Below are 16,531 nucleotides of genomic sequence, written 5' to 3'. Positions count from 1 at the left end.
GCGTTCTTCTGCGGGGTTATTCTTAATTTGATGCGGTTTTTCCGATCGCCCCTGATCGGCCCCCGGGCTGGAGGTCGGCACGGTCGAGAATCCTGTCGTTTTTGCGCCATGCGTCGTTGCCGAGACAGAATCGCCCGCAAATCCCCGGCTAGCCTGATCCAAAGGGAGGCCGCGCATGCAGGAACCACTGTGCATGATCCAGCTTGTGTCGCGCACCATCGGTGCGGCGCGCGGCCTTGCGGCGCGGGGGCGCCCCTCTGGTCTGTGATGTTTTCACCCCAAGGGTTCAACATTCAGATAACAGAGACAAAATCATGACATCTGCTCAAACCTCAACCGCAGCGCGCTCCGGTGGGCGTGCGGCCCGGCGCGCCGCACGCGCCGCCCCCCTCAGCGCGGAGATGCGCGCCATCCACCCCGGTCTGGAGGGAGGCCGGTTGAACCTCCTGTCCGATGCCGAACTCCTGCGCATCCACCACGCCGCCCTTGATGCGCTGGAACAGATCGGACTTGCGGATGCGCCGCAAAGCGGCATCGACCTCCTGTGCCAGGCCGGGTGCCAACTGGGCGACGACGGGCGTCTGCGGTTTCCGCGCGCCTTGGTCGAGGACAAGCTGGCCGTTGCCAATCGCGCTGTCACCCTGTTCAGCCGCGACGGTCAGAGCGATCTCGACCTGCGGGGCACGCGGGTCCACTACGGCACCGCAGGGGCCGCCGTGCATCTGGTGGACGCGCAGGGCCGCGCCTATCGCGACAGCACCGTTCAGGATCTGCATGATGCGGCGCGGATCTGCGCGCAGCTGGACAATATCAGCTTTGTGCAGCGGCCGATGGTCTGCCGCGACATCGCCGACAATCTGGAGATGGATCTCAACACCATCTACGCCTGCTGTTCAGGCACCTTCAAACATGTGGGCACCTCTTTCACCGATCCGTCCTACGTCGCCCTGGCGATGGAGCTTCTGCACATGATTGCCGGCGGCGAGGACAAATGGCGCGCCCGCCCCTTCGTGTCGAACTCCAACTGTTTTGTCGTGCCGCCGATGAAATTCGCCACCGAAGCCTGTCTGGTGATGGAGGAATGTATCCGCGCCGGCATGCCGGTGCTGCTGCTATCGGCAGGCATGGCCGGGGCCACCGCGCCCTCCACCGTGGCGGGGGCGATCGTGCAGGCGGTGGCCGAATGCCTCGCCGGGATGGTTTATGTCAATACGCTAAGCCCCGGACATCCCGCAATTTTCGGCACTTGGCCCTTTGGTCTGGACCTGCGCACCGGGGCGATGACCGGCGGCTCTGGCGAACAGGCGCTGCTGACCGCGGGCTGTGCCCAGATGCACCGGTTCTACGATCTGCCCGGCGGCGCTGCGGCAGGGATTGCCGACAGTAAGTTGCCGGACATGCAAGCGGGGTGGGAGCAGATGTGCTCCAACGTGATGGCGGGTCTGTCGGGGCTCAATATGGTCTATGAATCCGCCGGCATGCATGCCTCCCTGCTGGGGTTCTGCCACGAAAGCCTGATCATCGGCGATGATCTGATCGGTCAGGCAATGCGCTGCGTGCGCGGCATCGAGGTCACCGATGAAACCCTCGCACTGGACCAGATCGCCGAAGTCTGCCTCGGCGGCGCGGGCCACTACCTCGGCACCGGCCAAACCCTGAGCCGGATGCAGAAGGACTATGTCTACCCCGCGCTTGGGGACCGAACCTCGCCCAAGGAATGGGCCGAGCGTGAAAAGCCCGATCTTGTCGCCAGTGCCACCACCCGCAAGGAGCGCATCCTGGCAGAGCGCGCCGCCGCCCGGTTCCCGCCCGAGGTCGATCAGGCGATCCGGGCGCGGTTCAAGATCCACCTGCCCGCCTGAGGCCCCGGTTCAAAAGCAAAAAGCCCCCCTCCGGTTCAGAGGGGGGCAGTTTCGCCGATCAGGCTCTTCTCATTGACCGCCCGGTGTTTTTTCTTGCCTGGTCCTTCTCGGCGTGTGGAGTGAGCGCACCCACTCCAGACAGGGGTCAAAGGCCCGGAACGCGCCTTCGATCCAATGAGGCGGTCACGCTAGGTGACCTGCCCTGTTTCGTCGGGGACGTGACGGCGGTTGCGACGCCCTGTCCCCTGCGCATCCCCCAGGTGGTGTGTGCCCTCGGATGCGGTGTCTGGGTCCGGCGCGCGGAGCACGCCCGACCCGTTGTTTCAGCTACAGCCCGAGGTGGAGCCGCAGGTGTTGCATTTCATGCAGGTGCCGTTGCGCACCAGCGTGTAGTTGCCGCATTCACCGCATGGGTCGCCTTCGTAGCCCTGCATCCTGGCCTTGGTGCGTGCATCCATGCCGCCCGTCGGCGCGGGGGCGTCGGAGGTCTCCGGCACCAGTTTCTGCAAGGCCGCCACCGGATCGGCGCTGCCATCCAGCGCAGTCACCGCGACGCTGGTCTGGCCGCCTTGCAGCACCACCAGTTCCTGCGGCAGGCGCTTGCGCAAATAGCCGCTGGAAGAAATCTGCTTCAGCACCTCCAGCGATTTCGAGGCCGCGCCATCGCTCAGCTCGGAGAGGTTGGAGACCCCTTCTTCCGCTTCGCCACGACCCAGATCATCAAAACTCGCGCCCTCGGGTTTCACATGCGCCAGATCGGTTCGGTCGAGGTAGCTCACCGCCAGTTCGCGGAACACATAGTCGAGGATCGAGGTGGCGTTCTTGATCGAGTCGTTGCCCTGAACCATGCCGGCGGGTTCGAACTTGGTAAACGTGAAGGCATCGACAAATTCTTCAAGCGGCACCCCGTATTGCAGACCAACCGAGACCGCGATGGCGAAGTTGTTCATCATCGCCCGGAAGCCCGCGCCTTCCTTGTGCATGTCGATGAAGATCTCGCCGAGGTTGCCGTCCTCATATTCGCCGGTGCGCAGGTAAACCTTGTGGCCGCCGACAACCGCCTTTTGCGTATAGCCTTTGCGGCGCTGCGGCATCTTGGTGCGATGGGATTTCATCACCTCCTTGATGACCACTTTCTCGACGATCTTCTCGGCCAGGGTTGCGGCCTTTTCCGGCACCGAACCTGTTTCCAGGATCTCGGCGGCCTCGTCGTCATCCTCAACCAGGGCCGCAGCCAGCGGCTGGCTCAGTTTCGACCCGTCACGATAGAGCGCATTTGCTTTTACCCCCAGAGACCAGCTCAGCTCATAGGCCCGCTGGCAGTCCTCGATGGTGGCATCATTGGGCATGTTGATGGTCTTGGAGATCGCGCCGGAAATGAAGCTCTGTGCGGCGGCCATCATCTTGATGTGGCTGTCAACTCCCAGATAACGCTTGCCTTTTTTGCCGCAGGGGTTGGCGCAATCAAAGATCGAATAATGCTCTTCCTTGAGGTGCGGCGCGCCCTCTAGCGTCATGGTCCCGCAGACGTGATCGTTCGCGGCATCAATGTCGGCTTTGGTGAACCCGAGATGGCGCAGCAGGTCAAAGGCGGTGTCATTGAGCTTATCGGCCGGAATGCCCAGCACGCCGGTGCAGAACTCCTCGCCCAAAGTCCACTGGTTGAACACGAACCGGATGTCAAAGGCACTCTCGAGTGCGGCGTCGACCTTGGCCAGCTCATTGGGGCCAAATCCATGTCCGGTCAGCGAGGTATGGTTGATGCCCGGCGCATTGCCGATGGAGCCATGACCGACCGCATAGGAGACGATCTCTTCGATCTGCGCGGAAGAATAGCCGAGGCCCTCCAGCGCCGAGGGCACCGAGCGGTTGATGATCTTGAAATACCCACCACCTGCGAGCTTCTTGAACTTCACCAGCGCAAAGTCCGGCTCGATCCCGGTGGTGTCGCAATCCATCACCAGACCGATGGTGCCGGTGGGCGCGATCACGGTGGATTGCGCGTTGCGATAGCCGTGTTTCTCACCAAGGGTCACCGCCTCGTCCCAAGCGCTCATCGCCAGTTCCGTGAGGCGCGCATCGGGGCAGTTGTGCAGATCCAGCGGTACCGGCTTCACGGTGAGCTTGTCATAGCCCTCGGTCGCGCCGTAAGCGGCATTGCGGTGGTTGCGCATCACCCGCAGCATATGGTCGGCATTGCGGGCGTAGCTCGGGAACGGCCCCAGTTCGGAGGCAATCTCGGCAGAGGTCGCATAGGCCACGCCGGTCATGATCGCGGTCAAGGACCCGCAGAGCGCCCGGCCCTCGTCGCTGTCGTAGCCGTAGCCCATGTTCATCAGCAGCCCGCCAATGTTGGCATAGCCCAAACCCAGCGTGCGGAAATCATAGGACAGCTGCGCGATTTCCTTCGATGGGAACTGCGCCATCATCACCGAGATTTCCAGCGTCAGCGTCCACAGACGGCTGGCGTGCATGAAATCCTCGGCCTGGAACACGCCGCCCTGATAGAAGGTCAGGAGGTTCAGCGACGCCAGGTTGCAGGCAGTGTCGTCCAGGAACATGTATTCGGAACAAGGGTTTGAGCCGCGGATCTCACCGTCTTCGGGGCAGGTGTGCCACTCGTTGACAGTGTCGTGGAACTGGATGCCCGGATCGGCGCAGGCCCATGCGGCGTGGCCGACCTTCTCCCACAGATCGCGCGCCTTCACGGTCTTGGCGACCTTACCGTCGGTGCGGTTGATCAACTCCCAATCGGCGTCTTTCTCGACCGCATGCAGGAATGCGTTGGTCACGCGGATGGAGTTGTTGGAGTTCTGGCCCGACACGGACGAATAGGCCTCGGAGTCCCAATCGGTGTCATAGGTCGGAAACTCGATGCTGTCATAGCCCTGACGGGCATAATCCAGCACGCGTTTGATATAAGTCTCTAGAATTGCGACCTTCTTGGCTTCGCGGATCGCTGATTTCAGAGCGGTGTTCTCGGCCGGATCATAGGCGTCCTCAGCGAGACCGTCCCAAGTGCGCAGAGCCTGAAAAATGCCGTTCAGCATCTTTTCGTGCATTTTGGAACCGGCCACGATGGAGGCGACTTTCTGTTCCTCGATCACCTTCCATTCGATGAACTGCTCGATATCCGGGTGATCGGCATCCACGATCACCATCTTCGCTGCTCGACGGGTTGTCCCGCCTGATTTGATCGCACCAGCGGCACGATCGCCGATTTTCAAAAAGCCCATGAGGCCCGAGGATTTGCCGCCGCCAGAGAGTTTCTCGCCCTCGGCCCGCAGGTGGCTGAAATTGGTGCCGGTGCCGGAGCCGTATTTGAACAGCCGCGCCTCGCGCACCCAGAGATCCATGATGCCACCGTCCTGCACCAGATCGTCGGACACGGACTGGATGAAGCAGGCATGCGGCTGCGGGTGTTCATAGGCGCTGTTGGATTTGGTCAGCTTGCCGGTCTTGTAATCCACATAGTGGTGGCCCTGCGCCGGGCCGTCGATGCCATAGGCCCAGTGCAGGCCGGTGTTGAACCACTGCGGGCTGTTGGGCGCGGCGCGCTGGGTCGCCAGCATATAGCGCATCTCGTCAAAATAGGCGCGTGCGTCTTCCTCCGAGGAGAAATAGCCGCCCTTCCAGCCCCAATAGGTCCAGGCACCGGCCAGACGGTCAAACACCTGTTTGGAGGAGGTCTCGCCGCCGAGTTCCACATCGTCATCCGCCGGGACCGAGCGCCACAGGAATTCCGGCACGCCCTTCTCGCGGACCTTCTTCAGGCGGGACGGGACACCAGCCTTGCGAAAGTACTTCTGCGCGATGACGTCACTGGCCACCTGACTCCAGGTCGATGGCACCTCGATGCCCTCCAGTCGGAACACGATGGTGCCGTCCGGGTTGCGGATCTCGGACGTCGCTCCGATGAAATCCAAAGACGCGTAAGCATCCTGCCCTGCCTCTGTGAAACGACGTTCGATTTTCATGGCTACACCTGTCCCAATAGTCCCGTTGTCAAAGATCTGGCGCTGTTGCACCGGCCCCGTTCGTCGCCCCCTGGCGCATGCAAATACCGCATTGCGGCACGGGGTCTCCCCGCACTCGCAGGCCCTTCACCGGCCCGAATTTAACGGTTTTGCACGAAGCACTGAGGTGGGGGACACGGCCTAATTTCTACAAGATTTAGTGGCGCCCCCAGCGACACCCACAATCTCGCGTAAGATGCCCCAGAGGGTCAACGCAAAATTTCACTTTTAACGGAACAGAATTTAGTTGACCCTTTTTACGGTTTCACGGGTCATGCGCCCCGGTGTGATTCACACATGACGCCGCACCAACACCCCCTGCCGCGTGTCGTGGTTAACGAAGGGTGAATTCTGTCGCGATGCGAGAGGGTTGCTCGCAGCACATCATCCAGACCGATGAACCGATGCCCGCACCATCCGCGTCGCGGGCCTGCCTCAGAGCGGTGATGAACATCCGCGACACGCTGTGGCTGTGAAACACCGGTATCCGGCCAAGCGCTGTCGGATCGCAAAACACTGCCGCCGAAAACAGCAGCAACTGACGCGCCCTCGCGTCAGATCCCTAACAAAGCGTAAACACCAAATCTAGCGAGGCGCCCAGGAGCAGCTGTCGAGGTGGTGAGGTGATTCTGGAATCGCGCCGCCTCTGCCGCCAGCGCCTGCCCGGATTGGTGCCGGCTGCGGGCGCGCGGCTGCACCTGTCGCGCCACCACGCCGCCGTTGCCGCGGAGAGAACCGCGGGACAGATGGGATATGGGAAAGGAAGAAAATGGTCGGGGCGGCGAGATTCGAACTCACGACCCCCTGTACCCAAAACAGGTGCGCTACCAGACTGCGCCACGCCCCGGACCGTGCGCCTTCCTAGCGATGCTGTTGGGATTTGAAAAGCCCTAACAGGGCCATTTTACCGTTTCTGATGAAAAAACTTCGTGCCGCATCTGGCTGCCGACGGAAATGCCATATGCGGCCACAACACCGGCGTTCACTTCCAGCACGACCATGACCTCATCTCCGCCGGGGATCGGTGTCAGATCGCCCGGAATGGCGTTCTCATGGATGTGATCGACGACCCCGTCGGCACCGACAAAGATCATGTCGAGCGGGATCAGCGTGTTCTTCATCCAGAACGCAACCCGTTGCGGATGCTCGTAAACAAACAGCATGCCGGCGCGCGGCGGCATCTCGGCGCGATGCATCAGCCCCTGCGCCCGCGCATCCGGGGTTGCAGCCAGTTCAACGGTAAAGCTTGCCTGCCCCCATTCGCCGCGCAGATCCACACGGTCCGGCGCGCAGGCTCTGTCGGCGCGCGCGGCGCCGCTGGTGAGCAGAGCGATCCCGAGGGCGGTGATCGCTCCGCGTATCACTGATCGTCCTTCAGCTCTGACGCGGCGGCTTCCCAGGCCAGAACCTCGACCGCCATGCGGCCGCGCTTGCCTTCGATCACCCGCATCGCCAGCGCCTCGCCCGATTGCAGATCGGACAGGCCGGACTGGCGCAGGATCTCGACGTGGAGGAAGACATCCTCGTCACGCCCAAAGACATTGGCAAAGCCAAATCCCTTGGCCTTGTCGAACCATTTCACCCGCGCAGGCTCCAGCAGATGCGCGGAGATGTCGCCCGCATCCAGCTCCGCCAGATCACTCAGCACCGGCGTGTCGTCACGCTCGGGCGGGGTGATGGAGATGACCTCGACGGCCTGAACGCCACGGTCCGTGCGATGCGTGACAACCTCGATCCCGGCGCCATCGGCAACGGAACTCTGGCCAAAGTTCCGCAGAACATTGACGTGCAAGAGAATGTCGGGGCCGCCATTTGGACAGACGATGAAGCCGTACCCTTTGGTCGGGTCAAACCATTTCACTAGTCCACGGACCTGTTGCAAACTGCTCAAATCTTCGGCCATTTGCGAATTCCACCGGTTTGTTTGTTTATTTCCGTGCTGCCCAACTAACTGCGCGATTTCGGCACCAGAATTCAAGTGCAAAAAAATTCCGAAGTTACAGGGAATGTAAAGTCATGACGCCAAATGACGTCATGGGCTCAAGCGGGTTATATTCCAGTCGTTTGCGCTATCTTCGCGTCTCCAGACAAAGCGGTCGTGCAGTCGGAACGCGCCATCGGCCCAGAATTCGATCTCGATCGGGGTGAGTCGGAAACCTCCCCAGAAATGGGGACGTTTGGGATTCGGTCCCTTGGTGGCGGTCACCTTTGCTACCTCCGCCATCAAAGCGCTTCGAGAGGCCAACGGACGTGATTGCTGCGAGGCCCAGGCGCCCAGCCTGCTCTTCAGAGAGCGCGATTCAAAATAGGCATCCGCCTGCGGACCATCTTCTTTTTCCACATGTCCGCGCACCCGGATCTGGCGCCGCAGGGACTTCCAGTGCATCACAAAGGCGGCGGTGCCTGTGGCGGCGATCTCCTGGGCCTTGGCACTCTCGTAATTGGTGTAGAACACGAAGGCGGAGCTTTCGATTTCCTTAAGCAACACCATCCGCGAATTGGGCATGCCGTTGGCATCCACGGTGGCCAGCGCGATCGCATTGGGATCGTTGGGTTCGGTGGTTTCGGCCTCCGCCAACCAGCGGCGCGCGATTTCGAACGGGTCTTCCCCCGCGAAGAGTCCTTCTCGGTCTGACATCTTGGTTCCTGTCTGCGTGGTTGCGCGTCAACTTAGTGACCTTTGTGCCCGATTGAAAGACTGGACAGCAGTGTCCGCCCTTGATGCCTTTGACGCAGCGGGCTAAAGGACGTTCTATTAACCGATCACAGGCGGAGAACCTGCATGTCTAGTCAACTGATGGCCGGAAAACGAGGCCTCATCATGGGCCTGGCCAATGACAAATCCATCGCGTGGGGCATTGCCAAAGCCTGCGCCGAGGCCGGAGCGGAACTTGCGTTCTCCTATCAGGGTGAAGCGCTGAAGAAGCGGGTCGACCCTTTGGCGGGCCAGTTGGGCAGCGACATCGTGCTGCCCTGCGATGTTGCGGATGAGGCGTCGATCGACGCGCTGTTTGCCGCGCTTGAGGAAAAATGGGGCAAGCTCGACTTTATCGTGCATGCCATCGGCTTTTCTGACAAGAGCGAGCTGCGGGGCCGCTATGTCGACACCAGCCGCGCCAACTTCCAGATGACCATGGACATCTCGGTCTATTCCTTCACCGCCGTTGCGAAGCGCGCGGAGAAGATGATGGACGCGGGCGGCTCCATGCTGACGCTGACCTACTATGGCGCCGAACAGGTGATGCCGCACTATAATGTCATGGGTGTGGCCAAGGCCGCGCTGGAGGCGTCGGTGAAATACCTGGCCGAGGATCTGGGCAAGGACGGCATCCGCGTCAACGCGATCTCTGCCGGCCCGATCAAGACGCTGGCGGCCTCCGGCATTGGCGACTTCCGCTACATCATGAAGTGGAACGAGTACAACTCGCCCCTGCGCCGCAACGTGACCACCGATGACGTGGGCAAATCCGCGCTGTATCTCTTGTCGGATCTGGCCTCGGGTGTGACCGGCGAGAACCTGCATGTGGATGCGGGCTATCACGTGGTCGGCATGAAGGCCGTGGACGCCCCGGACATCGAGAAAGGCTGACCCAGATGAGCACCAAGGACCCGAACCGCCTGCCCCATGAAAAGGGGTTTCACATCTCCTGGGACCAGATCCACCGTGACAGCCGCGCGCTGGCGTGGCGTCTGGACGGGCTCGGGCCCGATGAGGGCCACTGGCGCGCGGTTGTGGCGATCACCCGCGGCGGCATGGCGCCGGCGATGATCGTGGCGCGCGAACTCGACATTCGCACCGTCGATACCATCAGCGTCAAATCCTATCACTCCGGCGGCGGCAAGGCCGATCAGCGCCGCGAGGCCGAAGTGCTGAAGAGCCCGGATCCCGACATCATGGGCGATGGTACCGGCATCCTGATCGTCGACGATCTGGTTGATTCCGGCAAAACTCTGGAACTGGTGCGCAGCCGTTATCCCATGGCGCATCTGGCAACCGTCTATGCAAAACCGCAGGGCGAGCCGCAGGTCGATACCTTCATCACCGGCGTCAGCCAGGACACCTGGATCTTTTTCCCGTGGGATATGGCGCTGCAATATGTCGAGCCCTATCGCGGCACCGATTGATCCGGTTGATCCAGGCGGCCCCGCCACTGTTGACAAAGCGCGCCTTTCGGGGCGCGTTTTTTCTTTGGTGCCGACCTCTGCCCACCCCTTGCAACTGCCCTGCGAAATCGCGCTAATGCCGCGAACGTTTTGACTGTGAAGGATGATCCCATGCCGCTGGCCAGAACCGCCGCCACTTTCGTCTCGCCGATCGTGGAGTCCCGCCGCTGGCTGTCGGGGGTGGAGTTCTCGGACGACCAACCTTTGTTGAACCTCAGCCAGGCCGCGCCCGCGGATCCGCCGCCGGAGGGGTTGCGCCGCGCCATGGCAGAGGCCGTCCTGAATCAGGACAGCGCCCATCTTTATGGTCCGGTGCTGGGCAACCCGGATCTGCGCGTGGCGCTGGCGGCGCAGATCAGCCGCCACTACGCGGCGCAGGTCAGCGCCGAGGAGGTCGCAATCACCTCCGGCTGCAACCAGGCCTTTGCCGCTACCATTCAGAGTCTCTGCGCCGAGGGCGACGCGGTGATCCTGCCGACGCCCTGGTACTTCAACCACAAGATGTGGCTTGATATGCAGGGGGTGGAGACCCAGCCCTTGCCGGTCGGGACGGGCATGCTGCCCGATGTCGCCCGGGCCGAGACGCTGATCACGGATCGCACCCGCGCCATCGCGCTGGTGACGCCCAACAATCCCTGTGGCGTGGAATATCCGGCAGAGCTGCTCGATGCCTTCTACGACCTGGCACAGCGGCACGGGCTGACGCTGATCGTGGATGAAACCTACCGTGATTTCGACAGCCGCACCGGCGCGCCGCACGGGCTGTTTCAGCGCCCGGACTGGCCGGACACGCTGGTGCATCTCTATTCCTTCTCCAAGGCCTATCGCCTGACCGGACACCGCGTCGGCGCCATTGCCACCAGCCCCGCACGACTGCTGGAGATGGAGAAATTCCTCGACACCGTCACCATCTGCCCCGCTCAGGTCGGTCAGATCGGCGCGGCCTGGGGGATCGAGAACCTCGCCCCGTGGCTGGCGGCGGAGCGGGAAGAGATCCTCGACCGCCGCGCCGCCATCGCAGAGGGATTCGCGCCCCTGGCCGCGCAGGGTTGGCAGTTGTTGGGACTGGGCGCTTATTTTGCCTATGTGCAGCACCCGTTCGACACCACCTCGGACCAGCTCGCGCAAAAGATGTTGCAGGAGATCGGCGTTCTGATGCTGCCGGGCAGCATGTTCACCCCGGACGGCTCACCAGAGGGGCAGCGTCAGTTCCGCATCGCCTTTGCCAATGTGGATCGCAGCGGCATATCCGAGGTGATTGATCGCCTTGCCGGGTTCTCCGGCTAAGTGCGATCCGCGCGGCGCCATGCATGCTTGCTCCTCAGCGGGCAGACGCGTATTCAGGGCCGCAACAGACAAGAGCCGATCCGCTCGGCAGACCTAAAGGCCGCCCGGCATGCGATGCCGCAGCGCGCCGCCAAAAGACGACATAAAGGGCCGCAGGCATGAAAAACCTTTCAAAGACCTTCGTTTGGATCCTCATGGGTCTGTTGTTCGTGGGGCTTGCCGGCTTTGGCGCGATCAACGTATCCGGCACCACCCGCACGCTGGCCACCGTTGGCGAGGCCAAGGTCAGCGTCGATGATTACGCCCGTGCGCTGCAGCAGGAACAGCGCGCCATTCAGGCCCAGTCGGGCCAGTCCATCCCGCTGTCGCAGCTGATCTCCATGGGCGTTGATCGCGGTGTTCTCTCCGGTCTGGTGGCCTCGGCCGCGCTCGACAATGAGCTCCAGACCCTCGGCCTGTCGGTCGGCGATGAGGTGCTGCTTCAGGAAATCACGCAGATTGGCGCGTTCCAGGGCTCCGACGGCAGCTTCAGCCGCGACAATTACAGCTTTGCGCTGGACAATGCCGGCCTGTCCGAAACCGAATTCGAAGAGGACATGCGTGCCGAAACCGCCCGCACCCTGTTGCAGGGCGCGATCGTCGGCGGCACCCGCATGCCCGCTGTTCTGGGCGAGACCCTCACCGATTACATCGGCGCGCGCCGCAGCTTCTCCTACGTGCAATTGACCGAGGCCGATGTGGTCCTGACCACGGTGGAACCCACCGAGGCGGAACTCAAAGCCTTTTACGAGAGCAATATCGAGGATTTCACCCTGCCGCGCACCAAGGTCATCACCTATGTCGCCCTGCGCCCCGATGCGCTGGTGGACGAGGTCGAGGTGGATGAAACCGCCCTGCGCGCGCTGTACGAAGAACGCGACGCCGAATTCAACGTTCCCGAACGCCGCCTGGTCGAACGTCTCGTGTTTGCCGATCAAGACGCCGCGGAGACCGCAAAGGCGCAACTGGACATTGGCGGCACCACTTTCGAATCCCTGGTCGAGGACCGGGGCCTGTCGCTGTCGGACATCGACATGGGTGACGTGGCAGAAAGCGATCTGGGGGACGCGGGTGAAGGCGTGTTTGCGGTCGAGATCGGCGATGTCGCCGGCCCCCTGCCCTCCGACCTCGGTCCCGCGCTCTATCGCGTGAACGGCATGCTGGAGGCAAAATACACCAGCTTTGAAGATGCGCTGCCGGTGCTGCGCGAAGAATTGGCACTGGACCGCGCCCGCCGCGTGATCGAGACCCGGTCCGAAGGGATCGACGACGCGCTTGCCGGCGGTGCCACGCTGGAAGAGCTGGCCGAAGAGGAAACCGGCCTGGTTCTGGGACAGATCGACTGGACCACCGACACCACCGACGACATCGCCGCCTATGACACCTTCCGTAACGCGGCAGAGGCGGTGACGCTGGAGGATTTCCCGGAGGTTGGCTTCCTGGAGGACGGCAGCCTGTTTGCCCTGCGCCTTAACGAGGTTCTGGCCCCGCGTCCGCAACCGTTCGACGCCGCGCGTCCGGCAGTTGCCGAGGCCTTCAAGCAGGACCGGATCGCGCAGGCGCTGCGCACCCAGGCCGAAGAGATCATGGCCGCAACCGAGGCAGCCGACGGTCAGTTCCCCGAGGAGCGCGAGGTGATCGAACAGACCGGCCTGACCCGCACGGCCTACCTCGATCAAACCCCGGTTGATCTCATGAACCAGGTGTTCGAGATGGAAGCGGGAGAGCTGCGCGTGGTCTCCGATGCCGAGGGCACCGTGGTCGTGCGCCTGGATGACACACTGCCGCCGGATGACAGCGAGGACATGCAGTTCCTGTCGCAGGCCCTGAGCGAGCAGCTGGACCAGTCGCTGTCCAACGAGATCTTCCAGATCTACATGCAGGCGGTGCAGACGCGCGCCCAGCCCCAGGTCAACCAGCAGGCCGTGAATTCCGTTCACGCCAGCTTTCAATAACTTCGAGAGGCGCGCGCTCTGATGGCCCTGATCCCCGATTTCGAGACCTTCGCCAAAGCCTATGAGACCGGCGAAAACCAGGTGGTCTACACGCGGCTTGCCGCCGATCTGGATACGCCCGTCTCCTTGATGCTGAAACTCACCGGCGCGCAGAAGGATGCCTTCATGCTGGAATCGGTGACCGGCGGCGAGGTGCGCGGGCGTTATTCCATCATCGGCATGAAGCCAGACCTGATCTGGCGCTCCCGGGGCGAACAGGCCGAAATCAACCGCGCCGCCCGCTTTGACCCCGACGGGTTTACCCCGGTCGAGGGCAATCCGCTCGACACGCTGCGCGCGCTGCTGGCCGAAAGCCGCATCGACCTGCCCGATGATCTGCCACAGGCGGCAGCGGGGCTGTTTGGCTATCTGGGCTATGACATGATCCGCCATGTGGAGCATCTGCCCCATGTGAACCCGGACCCGCTGGGCCTGCCCGATGCGGTAATGATCCGGCCCTCTGCGGTGGCAGTTCTGGACGGCGTCAAAGGCGAGGTCACGGTGGTGTCTCCCGCGTGGGTCAGCGACGGGCAATCGGCGCGTGCGGCCTATGCACAAGCGGCAGAGCGCGTGATGGATGCGGTGCGCGATCTCGAACGCGCCATGCCCGCCGAGACCCGCGATCTGGGCGAGGCGCGCGAGGTGGCCCCGCCGGTCTCTAACTTTACCAAGGACGGCTACATGGCCGCCGTCGAGAAGGCCAAGGACTACATCCGCGCCGGGGACATCTTTCAGGTGGTGCCCGCACAGCGCTGGACGCAGGAGTTTCCGCAGCCGCCTTTTGCGCTGTATCGCTCGCTCCGGCGCACCAACCCCTCGCCGTTCATGTTCTATTTCAACTTCGGCGGCTTTCAGGTGATCGGCGCCAGCCCCGAGATCCTCGTGCGGGTCTTTGGCAACGAGGTCACCATTCGCCCCATCGCTGGCACCCGTCCGCGCGGGGCCACCCCCGAAGAGGACAAGGCGCTGGAACAGGATCTGCTCGCGGACAAGAAAGAGCTGGCCGAGCATCTGATGCTCCTGGATCTGGGCCGCAACGATGTGGGCCGCGTCGCCAAGATCGGCACCGTGCGCCCCACCGAAGAGTTCATCATCGAGCGTTACAGCCACGTGATGCATATCGTCTCCAACGTGGTCGGAGAGCTGCACGAGGACAAGGACGCGCTGGATGCATTTTTTGCGGGCATGCCTGCGGGCACGGTGTCCGGTGCGCCCAAGGTACGCGCGATGGAGATCATCGACGAGCTGGAACCGGAAAAACGCGGCATCTATGGTGGCGGTGTCGGCTATTTCAGTGCCGGGGGCGACATGGATATGTGCATCGCGCTGCGCACCGCGATCGTGCAGGATCAGAAGCTCTATATTCAGGCCGGGGGCGGCGTTGTCTACGACAGCGATCCGGAGGCGGAGTATATGGAGACCGTGCATAAATCCAACGCAATCCGCCGCGCGGCGGCAGATGCTGCACGTTTCACCGGCGACGGCAACCGCTGAAAAAACCAGGGCTGCAAAATGAAAAACGCGCTCCCGAGATGATCGAGGAGCGCGTTTTGTTTTATACCATCTGAGGGACGGCTTATTGCGAAACCGGCTCCAGCAGGCGTTTGAGGCTGGCGGAGACCGGTACCAGTTCGACCCGGCTGGCCCGATCCTGCAGGCCCCAGATCAGCAGGGCCGAGATCGTGTCCGGCTTCAGACGGCCCAGCATGATGACCGCGCCCTCCTGCCCGGCACGGAAGGCGGCCTGATCCAGGAACCGCCGCATCGCGCGCGGATCCTGCCCGGCGCCGTCAAAGTCGCGGAACACCACACCCGCGGGCACCCCGTCCCGCAACGCCATTTTCTGCACCGTGTTCAGGCCATTGTCCTGCAACACCAGCCCATAGCCAAGATCCGCCGCAATGGCCGAGACCTGATCCGCCAGCGGCCGGTTGCCCTGAACCCCGCTGTCCACGCCTTCGAGCAGCCCAACCGACTCTGGCAGTCGGTCGAACCAGATCGGCAGCGCGGTTTCCGCATCCTGTGGCCCGGCATCGCGCGGCAGATCGGCCAGTACCATCACCTCGAAACCGGCGGCCCGGCGCGCCTGCATCCGCGCGGCGGCTTCCGGGTCGGCCGGGTCGATGGCAAAAGTCAGCGGATAGGGGAACTCGGCCAGCGCTTCGGCCCCGACCGCGCCTTCTTCCTCGACCAGGATGATCGACATCAATGGCAGCCCCGGCGCCGGGGTTGCGGGTTCGCCGTTGCGGACAAACGGCGGCGCATCTGCCTCCGGCGCGGCGGTGTCGGCTTCTGCCGTGGTCGCTGCATCCCGTTCTGTCAGCGGCACCACCGGCGTGCCGATCCGGGGCCTGCTGGCTGCGCCGGAGGTCTCATCATCCGCGGGTTCGGCCGCGTCAGAGGCCTGCGGCAGATCGGCGATGCGCTGTGCCTCACCCGCAGCCTCGTCCGCATCAGCGGTTGTGCCCGGCGCCGGAACGGGCGGCACCGGCGCTGTCCCGGAAAAACTATCAGGCGGGGTCAGGCCGGGGCTGGTGCCGATGTCCGGGCTCTGTACCGAGGGCGTCGCCGTTTCGATCTGCGGCGCCACATCCGCTGTCCCCGCATCGAGACCCGGCAGGCCGGTCTCCGCGTCCGGCGTATCCAGAGACGGAGCGCCCACTTCATCCGATGACGGCGGTGCGGCTGCGGTGCCTGTGTCGGGCTGCGGATCGGTATCGGCGACGGGCGGCGCCAGGGCCACGGCCCCCTCGCTGCCGGTCACCGGCGCATCCTGTTCCGGTTGCACGGCGGGCGGTTCTGCGTCCTGTGGCGCGGGATCAGAGGCGTCGGGTCCGGTGACCTCGGTCGACACATCCGGCTGATCGGCAGATTCGGTATCGATTTCGACCGCCGTTTCGGATTCGGTCGCCTGCCCCTGATCGGGAGCGGCCGGGGCGGTCTCCACCAGATCCGCATCGGACCCGGGCGTCTCCTGGGGCACGGTGCCGTTGTCCCGCGGGGCCAGAATGGGTGCTGGCGTGTCGCCGGAGACGTCCACGCCCGGGGGCAAGGGGGTCGACAGCGACCACACGGCTGCTCCTGCCGTTGCGACCAGCGCCCCAACGCTCACGCCTCCCAGAAATCCTCGCATGCCTGTTTCGCCCTCTCGCCTGTGCCCGTTCTTTTG

Annotated in this window: 11 protein-coding genes and 1 tRNA gene; 6 read left to right on the top strand and 6 right to left on the bottom strand. The window is 63.2% G+C overall.

Features of this window, described 5'->3' with window-relative positions; all coding sequences use genetic code 11:
* Positions 1-314: 314 nt before the first annotated feature.
* Complete coding sequence (locus MHM97_RS04590; protein WP_239320015.1) at positions 315-1,862, top strand: trimethylamine methyltransferase family protein; 1,548 nt, start codon at positions 315-317, stop codon at positions 1,860-1,862.
* 323 nt (positions 1,863-2,185) lie between these two features.
* Here MHM97_RS04590 and MHM97_RS04585 read toward each other — a convergent pair whose 3' ends face one another.
* From MHM97_RS04585 to pdxH, 5 genes are all read right to left on the bottom strand, one after another.
* Positions 2,186-5,839: a vitamin B12-dependent ribonucleotide reductase gene (locus tag MHM97_RS04585; RefSeq protein ID WP_239320012.1), complete on the bottom strand. Its 3,654-nt coding sequence runs from the start codon at positions 5,837-5,839 to the stop codon at positions 2,186-2,188.
* Positions 5,840-6,648: 809 nt separating this feature from the next.
* Positions 6,649-6,725: transfer RNA gene (locus MHM97_RS04580), tRNA-Pro, on the bottom strand.
* A 43-nt stretch (positions 6,726-6,768) separates the two neighbouring features.
* Positions 6,769-7,242, bottom strand: coding sequence for a DUF192 domain-containing protein (locus MHM97_RS04575; protein WP_239320010.1), 474 nt, complete (start codon positions 7,240-7,242; stop codon positions 6,769-6,771).
* Positions 7,239-7,781 carry a cold-shock protein gene (locus tag MHM97_RS04570; RefSeq protein ID WP_239320007.1) on the bottom strand — a complete coding sequence of 181 codons (543 nt, stop codon included), beginning with the start codon at positions 7,779-7,781 and terminating at the stop codon, positions 7,239-7,241. The genes MHM97_RS04575 and MHM97_RS04570 overlap by 4 nt, the downstream gene beginning before the upstream one ends.
* A 129-nt stretch (positions 7,782-7,910) precedes the next feature.
* The gene (gene pdxH / locus MHM97_RS04565) at positions 7,911-8,516 is read right to left on the bottom strand and encodes a pyridoxamine 5'-phosphate oxidase (protein WP_239320005.1); all 606 of its coding nucleotides are present in this window, start codon (positions 8,514-8,516) and stop codon (positions 7,911-7,913) included.
* A gap of 144 nt (positions 8,517-8,660) precedes the next feature.
* On the opposite strand from pdxH, the gene fabI reads away from it, so the two are divergent.
* From fabI to trpE, 5 genes are all read left to right on the top strand, one after another.
* Positions 8,661-9,467 (top strand): enoyl-ACP reductase FabI, encoded by an 807-nt coding sequence (fabI, locus tag MHM97_RS04560; RefSeq protein WP_009179101.1) that lies wholly within the window; start codon positions 8,661-8,663, stop codon positions 9,465-9,467.
* A gap of 5 nt (positions 9,468-9,472) precedes the next feature.
* Positions 9,473-10,003: a xanthine phosphoribosyltransferase gene (gpt, locus tag MHM97_RS04555; protein ID WP_239320003.1), complete on the top strand. Its 531-nt coding sequence runs from the start codon at positions 9,473-9,475 to the stop codon at positions 10,001-10,003.
* Between the two features lie 150 nt (positions 10,004-10,153).
* Complete coding sequence (locus MHM97_RS04550) at positions 10,154-11,329, top strand: aminotransferase (protein ID WP_239320001.1); 1,176 nt, start codon at positions 10,154-10,156, stop codon at positions 11,327-11,329.
* Positions 11,330-11,487: 158 nt separating this feature from the next.
* On the top strand, positions 11,488-13,323 hold the full coding sequence (locus tag MHM97_RS04545) for a peptidylprolyl isomerase (RefSeq protein ID WP_239319999.1): 1,836 nt from the start codon (positions 11,488-11,490) through the stop codon (positions 13,321-13,323).
* Positions 13,324-13,344: 21 nt separating this feature from the next.
* The gene (trpE, locus tag MHM97_RS04540; RefSeq protein WP_239319997.1) at positions 13,345-14,856 is read left to right on the top strand and encodes an anthranilate synthase component I; all 1,512 of its coding nucleotides are present in this window, start codon (positions 13,345-13,347) and stop codon (positions 14,854-14,856) included.
* 82 nt (positions 14,857-14,938) lie between these two features.
* Here trpE and MHM97_RS04535 read toward each other — a convergent pair whose 3' ends face one another.
* Positions 14,939-16,495 carry a divergent polysaccharide deacteylase family protein gene (locus tag MHM97_RS04535; protein ID WP_239319995.1) on the bottom strand — a complete coding sequence of 519 codons (1,557 nt, stop codon included), beginning with the start codon at positions 16,493-16,495 and terminating at the stop codon, positions 14,939-14,941.
* Positions 16,496-16,531: the final 36 nt, after the last annotated feature.

It is taken from the genome of Epibacterium sp. Ofav1-8 (assembly GCF_022348185.1).
Classification (GTDB): Bacteria; Pseudomonadota; Alphaproteobacteria; order Rhodobacterales; family Rhodobacteraceae; genus Epibacterium.
This window is presented reverse-complemented; position numbering and strand designations above follow the sequence as displayed.